Below are 17373 nucleotides of genomic sequence, written 5' to 3' on the forward strand. Positions count from 1 at the left end.
GGTCAAGGGCGGATCACGGCGATCATTTCGCCGATGTCGTCCAGGCCGGTTTCTTCGAAGCCGAAGCTTCGGTAGAAGCGGCGGGCGGCGGTGTTGTCCGGCTTGTAGCAGATCGTGATCAGCCGCACGTCCGGCTTGGCCTTCAGGTCCTCCAGCAGCAGCGCCATCGCCTGCCGGCCGATGCCTTGGCCTTGCCGCGCGTAGTCCACCATGAAACGATATATACCGTATTCGCCAGGATTGTCGTTCGACTGCCGGTCGTACAGCAGGAAGCCGGCCGGCTCGCCGTCGCTGTAGATGCCGAGCGGGATGTAGTCGACGTAGAACTTCGCCTGCGCGATCGAAAACGCGTTGCTGGCCAGGAAGCCGCGCTGGTGCTCGGGCAGCGCCATGTCCATGAACACTTCGAAGTTGGCGGCGGTGATCGGCTCCAGCGTGACCATCACAACACTCCCTTGTCGTGCAAGGCGGCGATCTCGGCGTCGCTGCGGCCCAGCAGCTCGCGCAGGATTTCGCTGGTGTGCTGGCCCAGCAGCGGCGGCGCGACGGCGTTGTCGGTCGGCGTGGCGGACATCTGCATCGGGCTGCGCACCAGCTTGACCTTGCCCGCCGTCGGATGCGGCACCTCCATCACCAGCTCGCGCGCCAGCACTTGCGGATTCTTGTAGACGTCGTCCAGATTGTTGATCGGACCGCACGGCACGCCGACCGCTTCCAGTCGCTCGATCCAGAAATCGCGCGGCTGCTGCAACACCATTTCGGCCAGCAGCGGCACCAGTTCGTCGCGGTTCTTCACGCGCAGCGGATTGGTGGCGTAACGCTCGTCGAACGCCAGGTCGCCGCGTCCGCCGGCTTCGACGAACTTCTGGTACTGCCCATCATTGCCGGTGGCGACGATGATGTAGCCGTCCGCGCACTGGAAGGTCTGGTACGGCACGATGTTCGGATGCGCGTTACCCCAGCGCTTGGGTGACTTGCCGCTGTTCAGATAGTTGCTGCCCATGTTGGCCAGCATCGCCACCTGCACGTCCAGCAGCGCCATGTCGATGTACTGGCCTTCGCCGCTGCGGTCGCGGTGCGTCAGCGCGGCCAGGATGGCGATGGTGGCGTACATGCCGGTCATCAGGTCGGTCAGCGCGACGCCGGCTTTTTGCGGCCCGCCGCCGGGCAGGTCGTCGCGTTCGCCGGTCACCGACATCAGGCCGCCCATGCCCTGGATCAGGAAATCGTAGCCGGCGCGGTGCGCGTACGGGCCGTCCTGGCCGAAGCCGGTCACCGAGCAGTAGACCAGCTCCGGCTTGAGCGCCTTCAGCGAGTCGTAGTCGAGGCCGTAGCGTTTCAGCTGGCCGACCTTGTAGTTTTCCAGCACCACGTCGCAATGCAGCACCAGCTCGCGCAACAAGGCCTGGCCTTCGGCGCTGGCGATGTCGATCGTCACCGAGCGCTTGCTGCGGTTGGCGGCCAGATAGTAGGCGGCTTCGGTGGTGTCGCGGCCGTCGGCGTCGCGGGCGTAGGGCGGGCCCCAGGCGCGGGTGTCGTCGCCGCTGCCGGGACGCTCGATCTTGATGACGTCGGCGCCGAGGTCGGCCAGGTTCTGCGAGCACCACGGTCCGGCCAGCACGCGGCTGAGGTCGAGCACGCGGATATGGCCTAGCGCTTTTGGAGCTGTCATGATGTGTTTAACCTTTTGAGTATGCCAATCAGGCCGCTAGTGTAGTGGCTCAGTCGGCCGCTTGCACTGGATTTTTTTGCAAGGTGGCGGCCTGCGCCCGCGCCGCGCGCAGACGGCTGGACGGGGAAGGGTAGTCGGGCTTGGCGTGGTTGGGCCAGCCGCTTTCGCGCGCCATTTTCCTGAAGTAGCCGGCCAGTTGCGCCGCCGGCCAGCCGGCGCGCCACGCCAGCAGCATGCCTTCGCGGTCGGCTTCCTGTTCCTGCTCGTAGTTGCTTGGCGCCAGCCTGGACATCAGGCGGCGGTCGTTGTCGACCGCGTCCTCCAGTTCGATGAAGGGGCGTTGCGCCCAGCCGGGGTCCAGCCGCAGCGCCTGCTGGTATTCCTTCAGGTTGTGTTGCAGCGCGGCGTGTTCGATTTCGTGCGCCAGCAGCATTGCCAGTTCGGCGTCGATCAGCCCCAGCCGCTCGACGTAGGACTGGCTGACCAGGATTTTGCCGCCGGCCATGCAGTCGGCGTTCTGGTCCGGGTCGTCGGTGGTGTGGATTTCCCATTGCCAGCGGGCGGTGTCGGGATAGTCGCGCCCGGCCCGGGCGATCAGGCCGGCGGCGATGCGGCGCACGCGCGCGGTGAAGCGGTCGTCGCGGTCGATGCGCAGCCGGGCGATGCGCTCGGCGTACAAGATAGCGGCGCGGGCCACGACCAGTTCCTGCGTCGGCGGCTCGGCGTGGACGATGGCGGCCGGCGACAGCATCGCCACGGCCAGCGCCATTCGTGATAGTGTTGATATCATTGCCATAACTAACTTTCAAGGCACAGCCCATGTGGCCCTACCCAAAAATTGTCGCACATCGCGGCGGCGGCACGCTGGCGCCGGAAAACACCATCGCCGGCCTGCGCGCCGGCCTGGCCTACGGCTTCCGCGCCGTGGAATTCGACGTGATGCTGTCGCGCGACGGTATCGGCATGGTGATGCACGACCCGGACTTCGGCCGCACGGTAGCGGGGCAGGGCAGCGTGCCGGAGACCGACGCCATCGCGCTGGCCGGCATGGACGCCGGCAGCTGGTTCGGCCCGCAGTTCGCCGGCGAGCCGGTGCCGTTCTTCACCCAGTTTATCGATTATTGCAAACAACAGCGGATCTGGATGAACGTGGAAATCAAGCCGGCCGACGGCTTCGAGGCCGCCACCGGCGATTGGGTCGCCAAGGTGACGCGCGACAGCTTCCAGGCCGAGATCGCCGCCGGCGACCCGGCCGCGATCCCGCTGCTGTCCTCGTTCAGCTTCGCGGCGCTGGCCGCCGCCCGCGACGCGGCGCCGGAGCTGCCGCGTGCTTATCTGCTGGATAAGATTCCGGCGGATTGGCAGCAACAGGCGCGGGAACTGGGCGCGGTGGCCATCCACACCAACCAGAAACACCTGACGCCGGAACTGGCGGCGCAGATCAAGGCGGCCGGCTACGGCCTGTTTTGCTACACCATCAACGACCCGGCGCGCGGCCGCGAGATCCTGTCCTGGGGCGTCGACGGCTTTTGCACCGACCGTATCGATTTGATCGGCCCGGGCTTCGCCTGAGACCCTCTGCGCGGCACGGTCATATATAATCAACCCCTTTGCATTTGCCAGCTACTACTGCTTACGACATGAAATCATCTGAAATCCGCGACAAATTCCTCAAGTTTTTTGAATCCAAGGGTCATTCGATTGTCCGTTCCAGCTCCCTGGTACCTGGCAACGACCCGACCCTGCTGCTGACCAACAGCGGCATGGTGCAGTTCAAGGACGTGTTCACCGGCACCGACAGCCGCCCGTACACCCGTGCGACCTCGGTGCAGCGCTGCGTGCGCGCCGGCGGCAAGCACAACGATCTGGAAAACGTCGGCTACACCGCGCGTCACCACACGTTCTTTGAAATGCTGGGCAACTTCAGCTTCGGCGACTATTTCAAGCGCGACGCCATCAACTACGCCTGGGAACTGCTGACCAAGGTCTACGGCCTGCCGGTCGACAAGCTGACCGTCACCGTCTACATCGAGGACGACGAGGCGTACGACATCTGGGCCAATGAAATCGGCGTGCCGAAAGAGCGCATCATCCGCATCGGCGACAACAAGGGTTCGCGCTACGCGTCGGACAACTTCTGGCAGATGGCCGACACCGGCCCGTGCGGCCCGTGCACCGAGATCTTCTACGACCACGGCGCCGACATTCCAGGCGGCCCGCCGGGCTCGCCGGACGAAGACGGTGACCGCTTCATTGAAATCTGGAACCTGGTGTTCATGCAGTTCAACCGCGACGAAGCGGGCGTGATGCACAAGCTGCCGAAGCCGTGCGTCGATACCGGCATGGGCATGGAGCGCCTGGCCGCCGTGCTGCAACACGTGCACTCGAACTACGAGATCGACCTGTTCCAGAACCTGATCAAGGCCGCCGCGCGCGAAACCGGCGCCACCGACCTGGAAAACAAATCGCTGCGCGTGATCGCCGACCACATCCGCGCCGCCGCGTTCATGATCGTCGATGGTGTGATTCCGGGCAGCGAAGGCCGCGCCTACGTGCTGCGCCGCATCATCCGCCGCGCGCTGCGTCACGGCCACAAGCTGGGCCAGACCAAGCCGTTCTTCTACAAGCTGGTGGCCGACCTGTCGATCGAGATGGGCGCCGCCTATCCCGAGCTGGAGGAAGCCAAGGCCCGCGTGGCCGACATGCTGAAGGCCGAGGAAGACCGCTTCGGCGAAACGCTGGAAACCGGCATGAAAGTGCTGGAGGCGCAACTGGCCAAGGACAGCAGCGGCATCGACGGCGCCACCGCCTTCACGCTGTACGAGACCTACGGCTTCCCGCCGGACCTGACCGCCGACATCTGCCGCGAACGCAACATCTCGTTCGACCAGGAAGGCTACGACGTGGCGCTGAAGGAAAGCCAGGAGCTGTCGCGCAAGGGCGGCAAGTCGACCAAGGACAGCAAGGTCGAGTACGCCGGCGAGAAGAACAAGTTCGTCGGCTACGACAACCTGAGCCACGCCAACGCCAAGGTGGTCGCGCTGTACGCGGCCGGCACCTCGGTGCAGGAACTGACGGCCGGCCAGAACGGTATCGTGGTGCTGGACACCACGCCGTTCTACGCCGAATCGGGCGGGCAGGTGGGCGACCAGGGCGTGATCGCCACCGCCGCCGGCGCGTTCAAGGTCGACGATACGCTGAAGATCCAGGCCGACGTGTTCGGTCACCACGGCGTGCTGGAATCGGGTTCGCTGAAGGTGGGCGACGCGGTCAGCGCCGACGTCGACCAGGCCAAGCGCGCGCGCACCATCCGCAACCACTCGGCCACCCACCTGATGCACAAGGCCTTGCGTGAAGTGCTGGGTTCGCACGTGGCGCAAAAAGGTTCGCTGGTCGATCCGGACAAGACCCGTTTCGACTTCAGCCACAACGCCCCGGTGACGGCCGAGCAGATCGCCGAAGTGGAAGCCAAGGTCAACAAGGAGATCCTGGAAAACCACGCCACCAAGGCGCAGCACATGTCGTTCGACGATGCGGTCAAGCATGGTGCGATGGCGTTGTTCGGCGAGAAGTACGGCGACGAAGTGCGCGTGCTCGACATCGGCAGCTCGAAAGAGCTGTGCGGCGGCGTCCACGTGCAGCGCACCGGCGACATCGGCCTGTTCAAGATCATCTCGGAAGGCGGCGTCGCCGCCGGCATCCGCCGCATTGAAGCGGTGACCGGCGAAGGCGCGTTGGCGCTGGTGCAGTCGATGAACCGCCGTCTGCTGGAAGCCGCGGCCGCGCTGAAATCGAATCCGGAAGAACTGACCGCGCGTATCGGCCAGGTGCAGGACCACGTCAAGGCGCTGGAGAAGGAACTGGCCGCGCTGAAATCGAAACTGGCGTCGGGCCAGGGCGACGAGCTGGTCACGCAGGCGGTCGACGTCAACGGCATCATGGTGCTGGCGGCCACGCTGGATGGCGCCGACTTGGCCCGTCTGCGCGAGACCATGGACAAGCTGAAGGACAAGCTGAAAACCGCCGCCATCGTGCTGGCCAGCGTCGCCGACGGCAAGGTCAGCCTGATCGCCGGCGTGACGGCGGACGCCACGTCCAAGGTCAAGGCGGGCGAGCTGGTCAACTTCGTCGCACAACAAGTGGGCGGAAAAGGCGGCGGACGCCCTGATATGGCGCAGGCCGGCGGTACCGATCCGAGCGGCCTGCCGGCCGCCCTGGCAGGTGTCGCGGCATGGGTGGGACAGCGCGCTTAAACGGTAAAACTTGCTGTGAGGTAGTATTCATGCGGCCCGTGTGTCTCACACGGGCCGTTGTCGTTCTGAATCAGGTGTTGTATACTTTCCAGCTCCCGTTGCGAACTTGCAACGTACAACGAACTATTTTGGTGCAGCGCGTCATCCCCGTGGAATTGGAGTAGTATGACGACACTCCCCAACAAAAAGAGCGGGTTCTTGATGAGCGACACGATACTTGAAAACGAAATCATGGAATTCCACAAAGAACTCGACGCGCGCGGTTTAAACTGCCCGCTGCCGATTCTGAAGGCTAAAAAGGCCTTATCCGAATTGCAAAGCGGCGAAGTGCTGCGCATCATGGCGACCGATCCGGGTTCCGTGCGCGACTTCCAGGCATTCGCCAAACAGACCGGCAATGCGCTGTTGTCGCATGTCCAGACCGGTCGCGAGTTCGTCTTTTTGATGCAGCGCAAATAAGCCTGCGGACTTCCATCCCCCAAGAAACCTCGTCTGAATGATTTTATTTTTAGACGATTTCTACTAGTTAAAAATCGCACGATCGTGCTTTATTTTATTGTGCGGACGGGATTTCTCATATAATCTAGCCCACATTATTCGTCCCGAATTCCTTTATTATTTTTTCCAAAGGCACAGCTATGAAAGTCTTGGTACCCGTCAAACGCGTGGTCGACTATAACGTCAAGGTACGCGTCAAGTCCGACGGCACAGGTGTCGATATCGCCAACGTCAAAATGTCGATGAACCCGTTCGATGAGATCGCGCTGGAAGAAGCGATGCGCCTCAAGGAAGCCGGCAAGGTAACCGAAGTGGTCGCCGTCTCGTGCGGCGTGACCCAGTGCCAGGAAACCCTGCGCACCGGCATGGCGATCGGCGCCGATCGCGGCATCCTGGTGGAAACCGCGGTCGAACTGGAACCGCTGGCGGTGGCCAAGCTGCTGAAGGCGCTGGCCGACAAGGAACAGCCACAGCTGATCATCCTGGGCAAGCAGGCGATCGACGACGACTCCAACCAGACCGGCCAGATGCTGGCCGCGCTGCTGGGTTGGCCGCAAGCGACGTTCGCGTCGAAAGTGGTGCTGGAAGACGGCAAGGTCACCGTGACCCGCGAAGTGGACGGCGGCCTGGAAACCCTGGCGCTGACGCTGCCTGCGATCATCACCACCGACTTGCGCCTGAACGAGCCGCGCTACGTGACGCTGCCGAACATCATGAAAGCGAAGAAAAAGCCGCTGGACGTGACCAAGCCGGAAGACCTGGGCGTCGACGTGACCCCGCGCCTGAAAACCCTGAAAGTGGCCGAGCCTGCGAAACGCAGCGCCGGCATCAAGGTTCCGGACGTCGCCACCCTGGTCGCCAAGCTGCGCACCGAAGCTAAAGTTATCTAAAGGAAAACGGAAATGGTCGCATTAGTTATCGCAGAACATGACAACGCTAGCCTGAAAGGCAGCACCCTCCATACCGTGACCGCCGCCGTCCAGTGCGGTGGCGATGTGCACGTGCTGGTTGCTGGCTCGAACGCCGGCGCCGCCGCTACCGCCGCCGCCGCTATCGCCGGCGTCTCGAAAGTCATCGTCGCCGACGCGCCGCACTTCGCGGACGGCCTGGCCGAAAACGTCGCCGAGCAAGTGCTGGCGCTGGCAAACGCGTACAGCCACATCCTGGCCCCTGCCACCGCCTACGGCAAGAACATCCTGCCGCGCGTCGCCGCCAAGCTGGACGTGGCGCAGATCTCGGAAATCACCAAGGTCGATTCGCCGGACACCTTCGAGCGTCCTATCTACGCCGGCAACGCGATCGCCTACGTGCAATCGTCGGACAAGATCAAGGTCATCACCGTGCGCTCGACCGGCTTCGACGCCGCCGCCGCGACCGGTGGTTCGGCCGCGACCGAGACCGTCGCCGCCGTCGCCGACTCGGGCAAATCCGCCTTCGTCAGCCGCGAAGTGGCCAAGTCGGACCGTCCGGAACTGACCGCCGCCAAGATCATCGTTTCCGGTGGCCGCGGCATGGGCTCGGGCGAAGCGTTCAAGATCCTGGAACCGCTGGCCGACAAGCTGAACGCCGCCATGGGCGCCTCGCGCGCAGCGGTCGACGCCGGCTACGTGCCGAACGACTGGCAAGTGGGCCAGACCGGCAAGATCGTCGCGCCAACGCTGTACATCGCGGTCGGCATCTCCGGCGCGATCCAGCACCTGGCCGGCATGAAGGATTCGAAAACCATCGTCGCGATCAACAAGGATCCTGAAGCGCCGATCTTCTCCGTTGCCGACTACGGCATCGTGGGCGATCTGTTCGACATCGTGCCGCAACTGGTTGCCGAACTGGGCTAAGCCCACGCAGAGAACAACCAAGCCACGCCGATCCGGACACGCCGGATTGCGTGGCTTTTTTATTGGAGACACAAGATGCCATATCAAGCACCCCTGAAAGACATGCTGTTCGTGATGAACGAACTGGCCGACCTGGCCGGCGTCAACGCGCTGCCTGGCAACGAAGACGCGACCCCGGACACGGCCGAAGCCATCCTGGAAGAGAACGCGAAATTCGTCAGCAACGTGGTCGCGCCGCTGAACAACCCGAGCGACAAGGAACCGAGCTGGTGGCACGACGGCCAGGTCACCACCTCCAAGGGATTCAAGGAAGCGTTCAAGGCGTTCGGCGAAGCCGGCTGGCAGGGCGTGCAGCACCCGGTGGAATTCGGCGGCCAAGGCTTGCCGAAACTGCTGGCCACGCCGTGCATCGAAATGCTGAACTCCGGCAGCATCTCGTTCGCGCTGTGCCCGCTGTTGTCGGACGGCGCGATCGAAGCGCTGCTGACCGCCGGCAGCGACGAGCAGAAAGCCGTTTACCTGGAAAACCTGGTGTCGGGCAAATGGACCGGCACCATGAATTTGACCGAGCCGCAAGCCGGCTCCGACCTGGCTGCCGTGCGCACCCGCGCCGTGCCGCAGGGCGACGGCACGTATAAAGTGTTCGGCACCAAGATCTTCATCACCTACGGCGAGCACGACTTCTCCGAGAACATCGTGCACCTGGTGCTGGCGCGCACGCCGGACGCGCCGCCGGGCGTGAAGGGCATCTCGCTGTTCATCGTGCCGAAGTTCCTGGTCAACGCCGACGGCTCGGTCGGCGCGCGCAACGACGCGCACTGCGTCTCGATCGAACACAAGCTGGGCATCAAGGCCAGCCCGACCGCCGTGCTGCAATTCGGCGATCACGGCGGCGCCATCGGCACGCTGGTGGGCGAAGAGAATCGCGGCCTGGAATACATGTTCATCATGATGAACGCCGCGCGTTTCGGCGTCGGCCTGCAAGGCATCGGCCTGGCCGAGCGCGCGTATCAAAAGGCGGTCGCGTTCGCCAAGGACCGCGTGCAGTCGCGCGACCTGGCCGGCTCGGCCGGACCGGTATCGATCATCCATCACCCGGACGTGCGCCGCATGTTGATGTCGATGCGCTCGCAGACCGAAGCGGCGCGCGCGCTGGCCTACGTCGGCGCCGGCATCAGCGACGTGGCGCACAGCCACGCCGACGCCGACGTGCGCAAGGCCAACCTGGCGGTGTACGAATACCTGGTGCCGATCATCAAAGGCTGGTCGACCGAGATGTCGCAAGACGTCGCGCGCGACGGCGTGCAGGTGCACGGCGGCATGGGGTTCATCGAAGAGACCGGCGCGGCGCAGCACTACCGCGATGCCAAGATCCTGACCATCTACGAAGGCACGACCGCGATCCAGGCCAACGACCTGGTGGGCCGCAAGACGGTGCGCGACGGCGGCGCGGTGGCGAAGGGCATCATCGCCCAGGTGCGCGAGACCGAAGCCGCGCTGGCGGCGTCGGACAGCGCCGACTTCAAGGCGATCCTGGCGCAGCTGTCGGCCGGCAGCAAGGATCTGGAAGCGGTGGTGGACTACGTCGCCGGCAACATGAAGAGCGACATCAAGGGCGTGTTCGCCGGCAGCGTGCTGTACCTGAAGCTGGCCGGCATCGTGCTGGGCGGCTGGCAGATGGCGCGCGCGGCGGTGATCGCGCAACAGAAGCTGGACGCCAACGACGGCGACGCCGGCTTCTACAAGGCCAAGATCGCCACCGCGCGCTTCTTCGCCGACCACATCCTGTCGCAATCGTCGGGCCTGCGCATCGCCATCATCGACGGCAGCGCCGGCGTGCTGGCGCTGAGCGAAGACCAGTTCTAAAAATCCGGGGTCAGAGCTAAAAACTGGACACGAGCTCTGCTGATAACGGTCGAGCCCGTGTCCAGTTTTTGGCTCTGACCCCGGAGTAGGAGGTCATATGCGGATTGCGATTGTTTCGGATATTCATGGGAATTTGCCGGCGCTGGAGGCGGTGCTGCGCGATGTGGCGCGGCGCGGTGTGGATCGCGTCGTCAATCTCGGCGATAGCGTGTCCGGGCCGCTGATGGTGCGCGAGACGGCGCAGTTTCTGATGGCGCAGGATTGGGTGCAGCTGGCCGGCAATCATGAGCGGCAGGTGTTGGCCGGCAGCCCCGGCGCTTCCGACCAGTATGCGCGCTCGCAGCTCGGCGCGGCGGAGCTGGCGTGGATGGCGTCGCTCAAGCCGTCGCTGTGGCTCGGCGAGGATGTGCTGCTGTGCCATGGCACGCCGCAGAGCGATGTCACGTATTTCCTTGAGAGCGTGGAGCCGGGCGGGATGCGTCTCGCCACCGGGGACGAGATCGACCGGCGGCTGGGCGATGTTCGCGCGGAACTGGTCGCTTGCGGGCATACGCATTTGCCGCGCTCGGTTCGGGCGTCCAACGGTACCTTGATCGTCAATCCCGGCAGCGTCGGCTTGCAGGCGTATGACGATGAGCATCCGGTGTTTCATCTGGTTCAGAACGGCTCGCCCGATGCGCGGTACGCGATCGTCGAGCAGGTCGGTGGTGAGTGGATCAGTACGCTGATCGCCGTGCCTTACGACTTCCGCGCGATGGCCGCATTGGCCGAGCGCAACGGCCGTCCGGACTGGGCGCGCGCCTTGTTGACGGGTTATATGTGAGTTGAATCTGTTTCGACGACCGGTTCGTATAAGTAATATACAACCAGGGAGTCAGCATGAAAGCCATTGTTTTATCGCCGGTTTCCGGACATTCACACCGCAAAAGCTACGCCGTCAAACGCATGAATCTCGCCGCCCAACGATTGCTGCAGGCGGAGACGCCGGCCGACGAAATCCGCGCCGGGCAGTGGGTGCTGGCCTGGGCCGTGGCCGCCGGCGCCCGTCCGTCGGCGCGCGCGCTGCGCTCGGCCGAGGATTGCGTGAGCTCTTTGGCCGAGCTGCGGCTGCATTAATCCAGATTGTTTTTGACCTGCAGCAGCAGGTCTTGCAGCGTTTGCCGCTGCTCGGCGCTCAGGCCTTGCAGCGCTTGCACATTCAATTGTTCGGCGTGACGCTTGATGTGTTGCTGCGCCGCCTGGCCCGCTTCGGTCAGCGACAGGCGGGTGTTGCGGCGGTCGGCCGCGTCGGCTTCGCCCTGCAGCAGGCCGCGCTCCCGCAGGCCGGCGATCAGGCGTGTGACCTGGGCTTTGTCGCGCCCGCTGTGGCGCGCCAGGTCGCTCTGCGTGCCGCCCGGGTGACGCTCGAAAAATCCCAGTACCCGGCTTTCCATCGGCGTCAGGTCGTAGGAATCGTCGCGCAGCGCCTGGAATTGCTGCGAGCGGAACTGGTGCATGATGGTGTGGATGAGGTCCAGCACGCCATCGAGATGCGCGTCGCGTTTTTGGTTGACTTTGTCATCTGATTTGGGAATAATGGGTGACATTATCAATTATCTGGGCAGGTAAAGAGATGAGTATAGACGCTCCCATCAGCCGTGTGCAGCGCGTGCGGCACGAACTCAAGATCCGCGCCGTGGAGGTGGCGGCGGTGCGCGACCTCGGCAGTCATTTCCGCCGCATCACTTTCAGCGGCGCGGACCTGCGCGATTTTCACAGCGCGTCCTTCGACGATCACGTCAAATTCATCCTGGGCCAGGGCGAGGATGCGGTCAAGCGCGACTACACGCCGCGCAGCTTCGATCCGGTCGCGGGCGAGCTGTGCATCGAGTTCGCGCTGCACGGCGATGGTCCGGCGGCCGCTTGGGCGGCGCAGGCCGCGCCGGGGCAGCAGGCGCTGATCGGCGGGCCGCGCGGTTCCTTCATCATCCCGATGGATTACGACTGGCATCTGCTGGTCGGCGACGAGAGCGCCTTGCCGGCCATCTCGCGCCGCCTGGAGGAGTTGCCGGACGAGGCGCCGGCGCTGGTGATCGTCAAGGTCGCCGACCAGGCCGACCGCCGTGCTCTGGCGGCGGGCCGCGCGACGGATGTGCGCTGGGTCGCCAGCGATGCCGAGCTGATCGCGGCGGTGCAGGCGTTGACGCTACCCGAGGGCGAGGGCTACGCCTGGTGCGCCGGCGAGGCGGCGACCATGGCGGCGGTGCGCAAGGTGCTGGTCGGCGAGCAGGGCATGGGCAAGCACCAGATCCGCGCCGCCGCTTACTGGAAACGCGGCGGCAGCGGCTTCCACGAGAATCTGGAAGATTAAAGCACGCGCGTCCACGGTGTGCGGGCGACATGGCGCCGCTCGAACGCTTCGATCTCGGCCAGTTGCCGCAGCGTCGCGCCGACCATGTCCAGGCCCTCGGTGATCATCTGCTTGTGACGTTGGCCCAGCGTGAACGGGAACGCCAGGCCGCCGGCGCTGCGCACCGTCATGCTGTTCAGATCGACGGTGACGCGGCTGCCGGGCGGCTCGGCGGCCAGCGCGTCGACCTGGGCTGGCGGCAGCACGATCAGCAGCAGCCGGTTGTTCAGGGCGTTGCCGAAGAAGATTTCAGCGAAGCTGGAGGCGATCACCACTTCGATGCCCAGCTGCTGCATGCCCCACACCGCGTGCTCGCGGCTGGAGCCGCAGCCGAAGTTGGCGCCGCCGATCAGGATGCTGGCGCCGGCGTACTCGGCGCGGTTCAAGACGAAGTCCGGTTTGATCGCGCCGTCGGGCTCGAAGCGCAGGTCGTACAGCACGCCCTGGGCCAGTCCGGCCTTGTCGATGATGCGCAGGAATTGCTTGGGCATGATCTGGTCGGTGTCGAGGTTGTCGATCAGCAGCGGCGCGGCGATGCCTTCAATTTTATCCATGGTGTACTCCCAGTTTGCGGACGTCGGCGATATAGCCGGTGACGGCGGCGGCGGCCGCCATGGCCGGGCTCATCAGATGGGTGCGGCCGGCGCGGCCCTGGCGGCCTTCGAAATTGCGGTTGGTGGTGGAGGCGCAGCGTTCGCCGGGGGCCAGCACGTCGTCGTTCATCGCCAGGCACATCGAGCAGCCCGGCTGGCGCCATTCGAAGCCGGCGTCGATGAAGATTTGCGCCAGGCCTTCCTGTTCGGCCTGGCGGCGCACGCTGCCCGAGCCGGGCACCACCATCGCGCGCACCGCCGGGGCGACGCTGCGGCCGCGCACGATGGCGGCAGCCAGCCGCAAGTCCTCGATGCGGCCGTTGGTGCAGGAGCCGATGAAGACGCGGTCGACCGGCGTGCGTTCGATCGGCGTCACCGCTTGCAAGCCCATGTAGTCCAACGCGCGGACGATGGTGTCGTGCGCGTGCGGGTCGGCGGTGGCCGGGTCGGGCACCAGGCCGCCGATCGGCATCGCCTGGTCGGGGCTGGTGCCCCAAGTGACGTAGGGTTCGACGTGGTCCGCGTCGAACACGTGCTCGACGTCGAAGCGCGCGCCATCGTCGGAATACAGGTCGCGCCAGCCGGCCTTGGCTTGCTCCAGCGCCGCGCCGCGCAGCTCGGGTGCATGCGCGACCACGTAGTCGATAGTGGTCTGGTCCGGCTGGATCAGCGCGGCGCGGGCGCCGGCTTCCACCGCCATATTGCACATGGTCATGCGCGCTTCGGCCGACAGCGTGGCGATGGTCGTGCCGCAGAATTCCACCGCGTAGCCGCGCGCGCCCTGGGCGCCGATGCGGCCGATGATCAGCAGGATCAAGTCTTTGACCGAGGTGCCCAGCGGCAGCGCGCCGTCGATGCGGATGCGCATGTCGCCAGCCAGCCGGTAGACCAGCGTCTGCGTCGCCAGGATGTGCTCGACCTCCGAGGTGCCGACGCCGAAGCCCAGCGCGCCGAGCGCGCCGTAGGTGGTGGTGTGGCTGTCGCCGCACATGACCACCATGCCGGGGCGGATCAGGCCGTGCTCGGGCGCGACGATGTGTTCGATGCCCTGGTTGGTGTCGGTGGTGTCGAACAGCTTGATGCCGAACTCGTCGCAATTGCGCTTCAGGTTGCGCGCCTGCAGCGACGAGGCCGGGTCCTGGATGACGCGTTGCGCCGCGTTCACCGGATGGGTCGGGATGATGTGCGACACCACCGCCAGTTGCTGCGCAGGCCGCAGCACGCGGCGGCCCTGCTCGCGCAGTCCGGTGAAGGCTTGCGGGCTGGTGTATTCGTTCATGATGTGCAGGTCGGCGTACAGCAGCACGTGCTGCCCATCGATGCGGGCGACGGTGTGCGCGTCGACCAGTTTCCGGTACAGGGTGGATGGCATGAGGCTATCTCTCTCTTGGCTTAGTGGTCGAAGAAGGGCAGGACCTGGTCCAGCAGCGCTTGCGGCGCTTCTTCGGGGATGTAGTGGCCGCAGTCGAGCGCGTGGCCGCGCACGTCGGCGGCCAGCGCCTGCCACTCGGCCAGCGGATCGAAACATTTGCCCACGGTGCCGTGCGCGCCCCACAGGGCCAGCATCGGGCAGGTGATCTTGTTGCCTGCGGCCAGATCGGCGCGTTCGTGGTCGAGGTCGATGCCGGCGCTGGCGCGGTAGTCTTCGCAGATGCCGTGCACGGTGGCCGGGTCTTGCAGGCAGCGCAGGTATTCGGCGTAGGCTGCGTCGGTGAACGGCGCCAGGCCGGCGCTGCGGCCGCCGATGGTGTGCTTCAGGTACTCGCCGGGATGGGAGTTGATCAGCGTTTCGGGGAACGGCGCGGGGCGGATCAGGAAGAACCAGTGGTAATAGGCGGTGGCGAAGGCCTGCGAGGTTTGCTCGTACATCGCCAGCGTCGGCGCGATGTCCAGCGTGACCAGGCGCTCGACCGCTTGCGGATGATCGAGCGCCATGCGGTAGGCGACGCGGGCGCCGCGATCGTGCGCCAGCACCAGGAAGCGGTCGTGGCCGAAGCGGCGCATCAGGCGCAGCTGGTCTTCGGCCATGACGCGCTTGGAATAATTGCTGTGGTCGGGCAGTCCGGGCGGCTTGCCGCTGTCGCCGTAGCCGCGCAGGTCGGCGGCGATGACGGTGTAGCGTTCGGCCAGCTGCGGCGCGACCTTGTGCCAGATGGCGTGGGTCTGCGGATGGCCGTGCAGCAACAGCAGCGCCGGGCCGCTACCGCCCTTGACGCAGTTGATGTGGATGCCGCCGACATCGATGGTGTGTCGTTCAAAATTGGGAAACATCGTAGTCCTCCTCTGTTGCGATGATTGTATATCTGCTGATGGGGCATATAATTCATGGGAATTAAATCTATTCTTTCTCAGGGGTTAATGATGGATGCGGTGTCCGATCTGGCGTTCTTTGCCTTGCTGATGAAGCAGGGCAGTCTGGCGGCGGTGGCGCGGGAACTGGGCGTGACGCCGCCGGTGGTGACCAAGCGGCTGGCGGCGCTGGAGCGGCGGCTGGGGGTGCGCTTGCTGAACCGCACCACGCGCCGCATGAGCGTCACGCACGAAGGCGAGGTCTACCTGAGCAATGGCGCGCGCATCCTGGCCGATATCGAGGAGCTGGAGATGAAGGTGGTCAGCAGCCGCGCCGAGCCGAAGGGGCTGCTGCGGGTCAACGCCAGCTTCGGCTTCGGGCGGCGGCATATCGCGCCGGCGGTGGCGGCGTTCGCGCGGCGCTATCCGGAGGTGGAGGTGCAGCTGCAGATGACCGAGCGGCCGATGAACCTGGTCGATGCGGCCTATGACATCGGCATCCGCATCGGCGAGCTGCCGGACGCGCGCATCACGGCGCGCAAGATCGCGTCCAACCGGCGCTTGCTGTGCGCGTCGCCGCTGTACCTGGACCGGGTGGCGGCGCCGGCCACGCCGAACGAGCTGCAGCGGCACGACTGTATCGTGATCCGCGAGGACGAGGCGGCCTACGGCGTCTGGCACTTGAGCAATGGCCGCAGGCAGGAGATGGTCAAGGTGCGCGGCGCGCTCAGCACCAACGATGGCGAAACGGCGGTGGCGTGGGCGCTGGATGGCTACGGCATCATCATGCGCTCGCAGTGGGATGCGGCGCCGTATCTGCGCTCCGGGCGGCTGGTGCCGGTGCTGGCGGAGTGGTCGCTGCCGGGCGCCGATATCTTTGCCGTCTATCCGGAGCGGCTGAATTTATCGGCCAAGGTTAGCGCCTTTGTCGATTTTCTCGCCGAACGGTTCGCGCCGCACTTGGGGCGGCCGGGCGATCCGCAGGGTGGCTGGTAGTTAACGCGCCATCACGTCGATGACGGCTTGATAGACGCGCACCGGTTCTTCGGCGATGCGGTTCAGCACGTAGAGGAAGTGTTCCTCGCCGAAGACCGCGTATTCGCGGGTCGGGAAGCCGCGCGCTTGCAAGTCGGCGATCTGCTCGGTGCCGAGGCCGATCAGCGATTCGAATTCAAACCAGCGCGGGTCGATGCGCTCCTGGAGGATCAGCGCGCTCAGGTCGGCCTGGATGGCGCGGTCGTGGGTAGCGATCGAGCACTTGTGGCCGCTTAGCAGCAGCGTCTGCGCGTGGCGGCGGTAGGCCGCGGCCAGCTCGGGGCTGTTGCGGTGGTGGGCGATTTCTTCGGATTCGAGGAAGGCGCCTTTGACCAGGCGGATGCGGCCCGGCAGCTTCATCAGCGCCGGCAAGTCGCGGTCGGTGCGGTGGCGCTTGGCCGGCACCGTGATGCCGACGTTGTGCAGGCCGTCTTCGCGGTGCAGCCGGGTGTAGACGGCGTAGATGTCGTCGGCGCGGTCGGCGCCTTCCATCGAGATCATCACTTCGCGGTTGATTTCGGCGGCGGCCAGTGCGATGCGGCGGGCGTTGCGGTAGCCCAGCTCCAGGTCGACCATCGAACCGACATGCGACAGGTCGAACGAGATCGAGCAGTTCAGGTTGCGCTGGCCGATGGCCTGGGTCAGCTGCATGAATACTTCGGTCTCGGCCATGGCGAAGGCTTCGTCGCGCACGCTTTCGCCCATGTATTCGGCGGAGGCGGCGTGGCCCTGGGCGATGATGTGTTCGACCCGTTGCAGCGCGTCGGCCACCGTCTGGCCGGCGACGTAGCGTTGCGAGACCTTGTGCATGTACGGGCGCAGCAGCGGGTCGTTGCAGAATTTTTCCTTGGCGGTCTCGTCGAGCGCCAGCGCGCGCAGGGTGGCGGCGGCCTGGTCGACCAGCGGTTGCCAGGCGGCGGGGAAGTGCGGGATGTCCATGTGC

Annotated in this window: 18 protein-coding genes; 10 read left to right on the plus strand and 8 right to left on the minus strand. The window is 65.3% G+C overall.

Annotated features, from left to right (window positions below; all coding sequences use genetic code 11):
• Positions 1–2: 2 nt before the first annotated feature.
• From GW587_RS25845 to GW587_RS25855, 3 genes are read right to left on the minus strand one after another with little or no spacing between them, the layout of a single operon-like run.
• Positions 3–443, minus strand: coding sequence for a GNAT family N-acetyltransferase (locus tag GW587_RS25845; protein ID WP_166107788.1), 441 nt, complete (start codon positions 441–443; stop codon positions 3–5).
• Positions 443–1672, minus strand: a complete 1230-nt coding sequence (locus tag GW587_RS25850; RefSeq protein WP_166107789.1) for a CaiB/BaiF CoA transferase family protein — start codon at positions 1670–1672, stop codon at positions 443–445. The genes GW587_RS25845 and GW587_RS25850 overlap by 1 nt, the downstream gene beginning before the upstream one ends.
• A gap of 49 nt (positions 1673–1721) precedes the next feature.
• Positions 1722–2468 carry a M48 family metalloprotease gene (locus tag GW587_RS25855; RefSeq protein ID WP_166107790.1) on the minus strand — a complete coding sequence of 249 codons (747 nt, stop codon included), beginning with the start codon at positions 2466–2468 and terminating at the stop codon, positions 1722–1724.
• Positions 2469–2491: 23 nt separating this feature from the next.
• On the opposite strand from GW587_RS25855, the gene ugpQ reads away from it, so the two are divergent.
• The 8 genes from ugpQ (at position 2492) to GW587_RS25895 (ending at position 11240) form a co-directional block, all read left to right on the plus strand.
• Positions 2492–3244 (plus strand): glycerophosphodiester phosphodiesterase, encoded by a 753-nt coding sequence (gene ugpQ, locus GW587_RS25860; RefSeq protein ID WP_166107791.1) that lies wholly within the window; start codon positions 2492–2494, stop codon positions 3242–3244.
• A 68-nt stretch (positions 3245–3312) separates the two neighbouring features.
• The gene (alaS, locus tag GW587_RS25865) at positions 3313–5925 is read left to right on the plus strand and encodes an alanine--tRNA ligase (protein WP_166107792.1); all 2613 of its coding nucleotides are present in this window, start codon (positions 3313–3315) and stop codon (positions 5923–5925) included.
• 231 nt (positions 5926–6156) lie between these two features.
• Positions 6157–6384 carry a sulfurtransferase TusA family protein gene (locus GW587_RS25870; protein ID WP_036623531.1) on the plus strand — a complete coding sequence of 76 codons (228 nt, stop codon included), beginning with the start codon at positions 6157–6159 and terminating at the stop codon, positions 6382–6384.
• A 179-nt stretch (positions 6385–6563) separates the two neighbouring features.
• Entirely contained in the window at positions 6564–7313 is a 750-nt protein-coding gene (locus GW587_RS25875; protein WP_166107793.1) for an electron transfer flavoprotein subunit beta/FixA family protein, read from the plus strand.
• Between the two features lie 12 nt (positions 7314–7325).
• The gene (locus GW587_RS25880) at positions 7326–8258 is read left to right on the plus strand and encodes an electron transfer flavoprotein subunit alpha/FixB family protein (RefSeq protein ID WP_166107794.1); all 933 of its coding nucleotides are present in this window, start codon (positions 7326–7328) and stop codon (positions 8256–8258) included.
• Positions 8259–8333: 75 nt separating this feature from the next.
• Positions 8334–10124 (plus strand): acyl-CoA dehydrogenase, encoded by a 1791-nt coding sequence (locus tag GW587_RS25885; RefSeq protein ID WP_166107795.1) that lies wholly within the window; start codon positions 8334–8336, stop codon positions 10122–10124.
• 97 nt (positions 10125–10221) lie between these two features.
• Positions 10222–10947: a metallophosphoesterase family protein gene (locus GW587_RS25890; RefSeq protein WP_166107796.1), complete on the plus strand. Its 726-nt coding sequence runs from the start codon at positions 10222–10224 to the stop codon at positions 10945–10947.
• Positions 10948–11003: 56 nt separating this feature from the next.
• Positions 11004–11240 (plus strand): hypothetical protein, encoded by a 237-nt coding sequence (locus tag GW587_RS25895; RefSeq protein WP_166107797.1) that lies wholly within the window; start codon positions 11004–11006, stop codon positions 11238–11240.
• Here GW587_RS25895 and GW587_RS25900 read toward each other — a convergent pair.
• Positions 11237–11710 (minus strand): MarR family winged helix-turn-helix transcriptional regulator, encoded by a 474-nt coding sequence (locus tag GW587_RS25900; protein ID WP_166107798.1) that lies wholly within the window; start codon positions 11708–11710, stop codon positions 11237–11239. The genes GW587_RS25895 and GW587_RS25900 overlap by 4 nt on opposite strands.
• A gap of 26 nt (positions 11711–11736) precedes the next feature.
• On the opposite strand from GW587_RS25900, the gene GW587_RS25905 reads away from it, so the two are divergent.
• Positions 11737–12474, plus strand: a complete 738-nt coding sequence (locus tag GW587_RS25905; protein ID WP_166107799.1) for a siderophore-interacting protein — start codon at positions 11737–11739, stop codon at positions 12472–12474.
• Here GW587_RS25905 and leuD read toward each other — a convergent pair.
• From leuD to GW587_RS25920, 3 genes are read right to left on the minus strand one after another with little or no spacing between them, the layout of a single operon-like run.
• Positions 12471–13067 carry a 3-isopropylmalate dehydratase small subunit gene (gene leuD, locus GW587_RS25910; protein ID WP_166107800.1) on the minus strand — a complete coding sequence of 199 codons (597 nt, stop codon included), beginning with the start codon at positions 13065–13067 and terminating at the stop codon, positions 12471–12473. The genes GW587_RS25905 and leuD overlap by 4 nt on opposite strands.
• Positions 13060–14478, minus strand: coding sequence for a 3-isopropylmalate dehydratase large subunit (leuC, locus tag GW587_RS25915; RefSeq protein ID WP_166107801.1), 1419 nt, complete (start codon positions 14476–14478; stop codon positions 13060–13062). Before leuC ends, leuD begins: the two co-directional genes overlap by 8 nt.
• A gap of 20 nt (positions 14479–14498) precedes the next feature.
• A complete protein-coding gene (locus GW587_RS25920) occupies positions 14499–15377 on the minus strand; it encodes an alpha/beta fold hydrolase (RefSeq protein WP_166107802.1) in 879 nt (292 codons plus the stop codon).
• A 90-nt stretch (positions 15378–15467) separates the two neighbouring features.
• On the opposite strand from GW587_RS25920, the gene GW587_RS25925 reads away from it, so the two are divergent.
• On the plus strand, positions 15468–16391 hold the full coding sequence (locus GW587_RS25925; RefSeq protein ID WP_166107939.1) for a LysR family transcriptional regulator: 924 nt from the start codon (positions 15468–15470) through the stop codon (positions 16389–16391).
• Here GW587_RS25925 and GW587_RS25930 read toward each other — a convergent pair whose 3' ends face one another.
• Positions 16392–17369: a proline dehydrogenase family protein gene (locus GW587_RS25930; protein ID WP_166107803.1), complete on the minus strand. Its 978-nt coding sequence runs from the start codon at positions 17367–17369 to the stop codon at positions 16392–16394.
• Between the last annotated feature and the right edge of the window lie 4 nt (positions 17370–17373).

Source organism: Duganella aceris (assembly GCF_011090165.1).
Classification (GTDB): Bacteria; Pseudomonadota; Gammaproteobacteria; order Burkholderiales; family Burkholderiaceae_D; genus Rugamonas; species Rugamonas aceris.

Excerpts from the sequence above, each read along its gene's own strand:
- GW587_RS25845 (WP_166107788.1), bottom strand. The coding sequence starts at position 443 with ATGGTCACGCTGGAGCCGATCACCGCCGCCAACTTCGAAGTGTTCATG.
- GW587_RS25850 (WP_166107789.1), bottom strand. The coding sequence starts at position 1,672 with ATGACAGCTCCAAAAGCGCTAGGCCATATCCGCGTGCTCGACCTCAGC.
- GW587_RS25855 (WP_166107790.1), bottom strand. The coding sequence starts at position 2,468 with ATGGCAATGATATCAACACTATCACGAATGGCGCTGGCCGTGGCGATG.
- ugpQ (WP_166107791.1), top strand. The coding sequence starts at position 2,492 with ATGTGGCCCTACCCAAAAATTGTCGCACATCGCGGCGGCGGCACGCTG.
- alaS (WP_166107792.1), top strand. The coding sequence starts at position 3,313 with ATGAAATCATCTGAAATCCGCGACAAATTCCTCAAGTTTTTTGAATCC.
- GW587_RS25870 (WP_036623531.1), top strand. The coding sequence starts at position 6,157 with ATGGAATTCCACAAAGAACTCGACGCGCGCGGTTTAAACTGCCCGCTG.
- GW587_RS25875 (WP_166107793.1), top strand. The coding sequence starts at position 6,564 with ATGAAAGTCTTGGTACCCGTCAAACGCGTGGTCGACTATAACGTCAAG.
- GW587_RS25880 (WP_166107794.1), top strand. The coding sequence starts at position 7,326 with ATGGTCGCATTAGTTATCGCAGAACATGACAACGCTAGCCTGAAAGGC.
- GW587_RS25885 (WP_166107795.1), top strand. The coding sequence starts at position 8,334 with ATGCCATATCAAGCACCCCTGAAAGACATGCTGTTCGTGATGAACGAA.
- GW587_RS25890 (WP_166107796.1), top strand. The coding sequence starts at position 10,222 with ATGCGGATTGCGATTGTTTCGGATATTCATGGGAATTTGCCGGCGCTG.
- GW587_RS25895 (WP_166107797.1), top strand. The coding sequence starts at position 11,004 with ATGAAAGCCATTGTTTTATCGCCGGTTTCCGGACATTCACACCGCAAA.
- GW587_RS25900 (WP_166107798.1), bottom strand. The coding sequence starts at position 11,710 with ATGTCACCCATTATTCCCAAATCAGATGACAAAGTCAACCAAAAACGC.
- GW587_RS25905 (WP_166107799.1), top strand. The coding sequence starts at position 11,737 with ATGAGTATAGACGCTCCCATCAGCCGTGTGCAGCGCGTGCGGCACGAA.
- leuD (WP_166107800.1), bottom strand. The coding sequence starts at position 13,067 with ATGGATAAAATTGAAGGCATCGCCGCGCCGCTGCTGATCGACAACCTC.
- leuC (WP_166107801.1), bottom strand. The coding sequence starts at position 14,478 with ATGCCATCCACCCTGTACCGGAAACTGGTCGACGCGCACACCGTCGCC.
- GW587_RS25920 (WP_166107802.1), bottom strand. The coding sequence starts at position 15,377 with ATGTTTCCCAATTTTGAACGACACACCATCGATGTCGGCGGCATCCAC.
- GW587_RS25925 (WP_166107939.1), top strand. The coding sequence starts at position 15,468 with ATGGATGCGGTGTCCGATCTGGCGTTCTTTGCCTTGCTGATGAAGCAG.
- GW587_RS25930 (WP_166107803.1), bottom strand. The coding sequence starts at position 17,369 with ATGGACATCCCGCACTTCCCCGCCGCCTGGCAACCGCTGGTCGACCAG.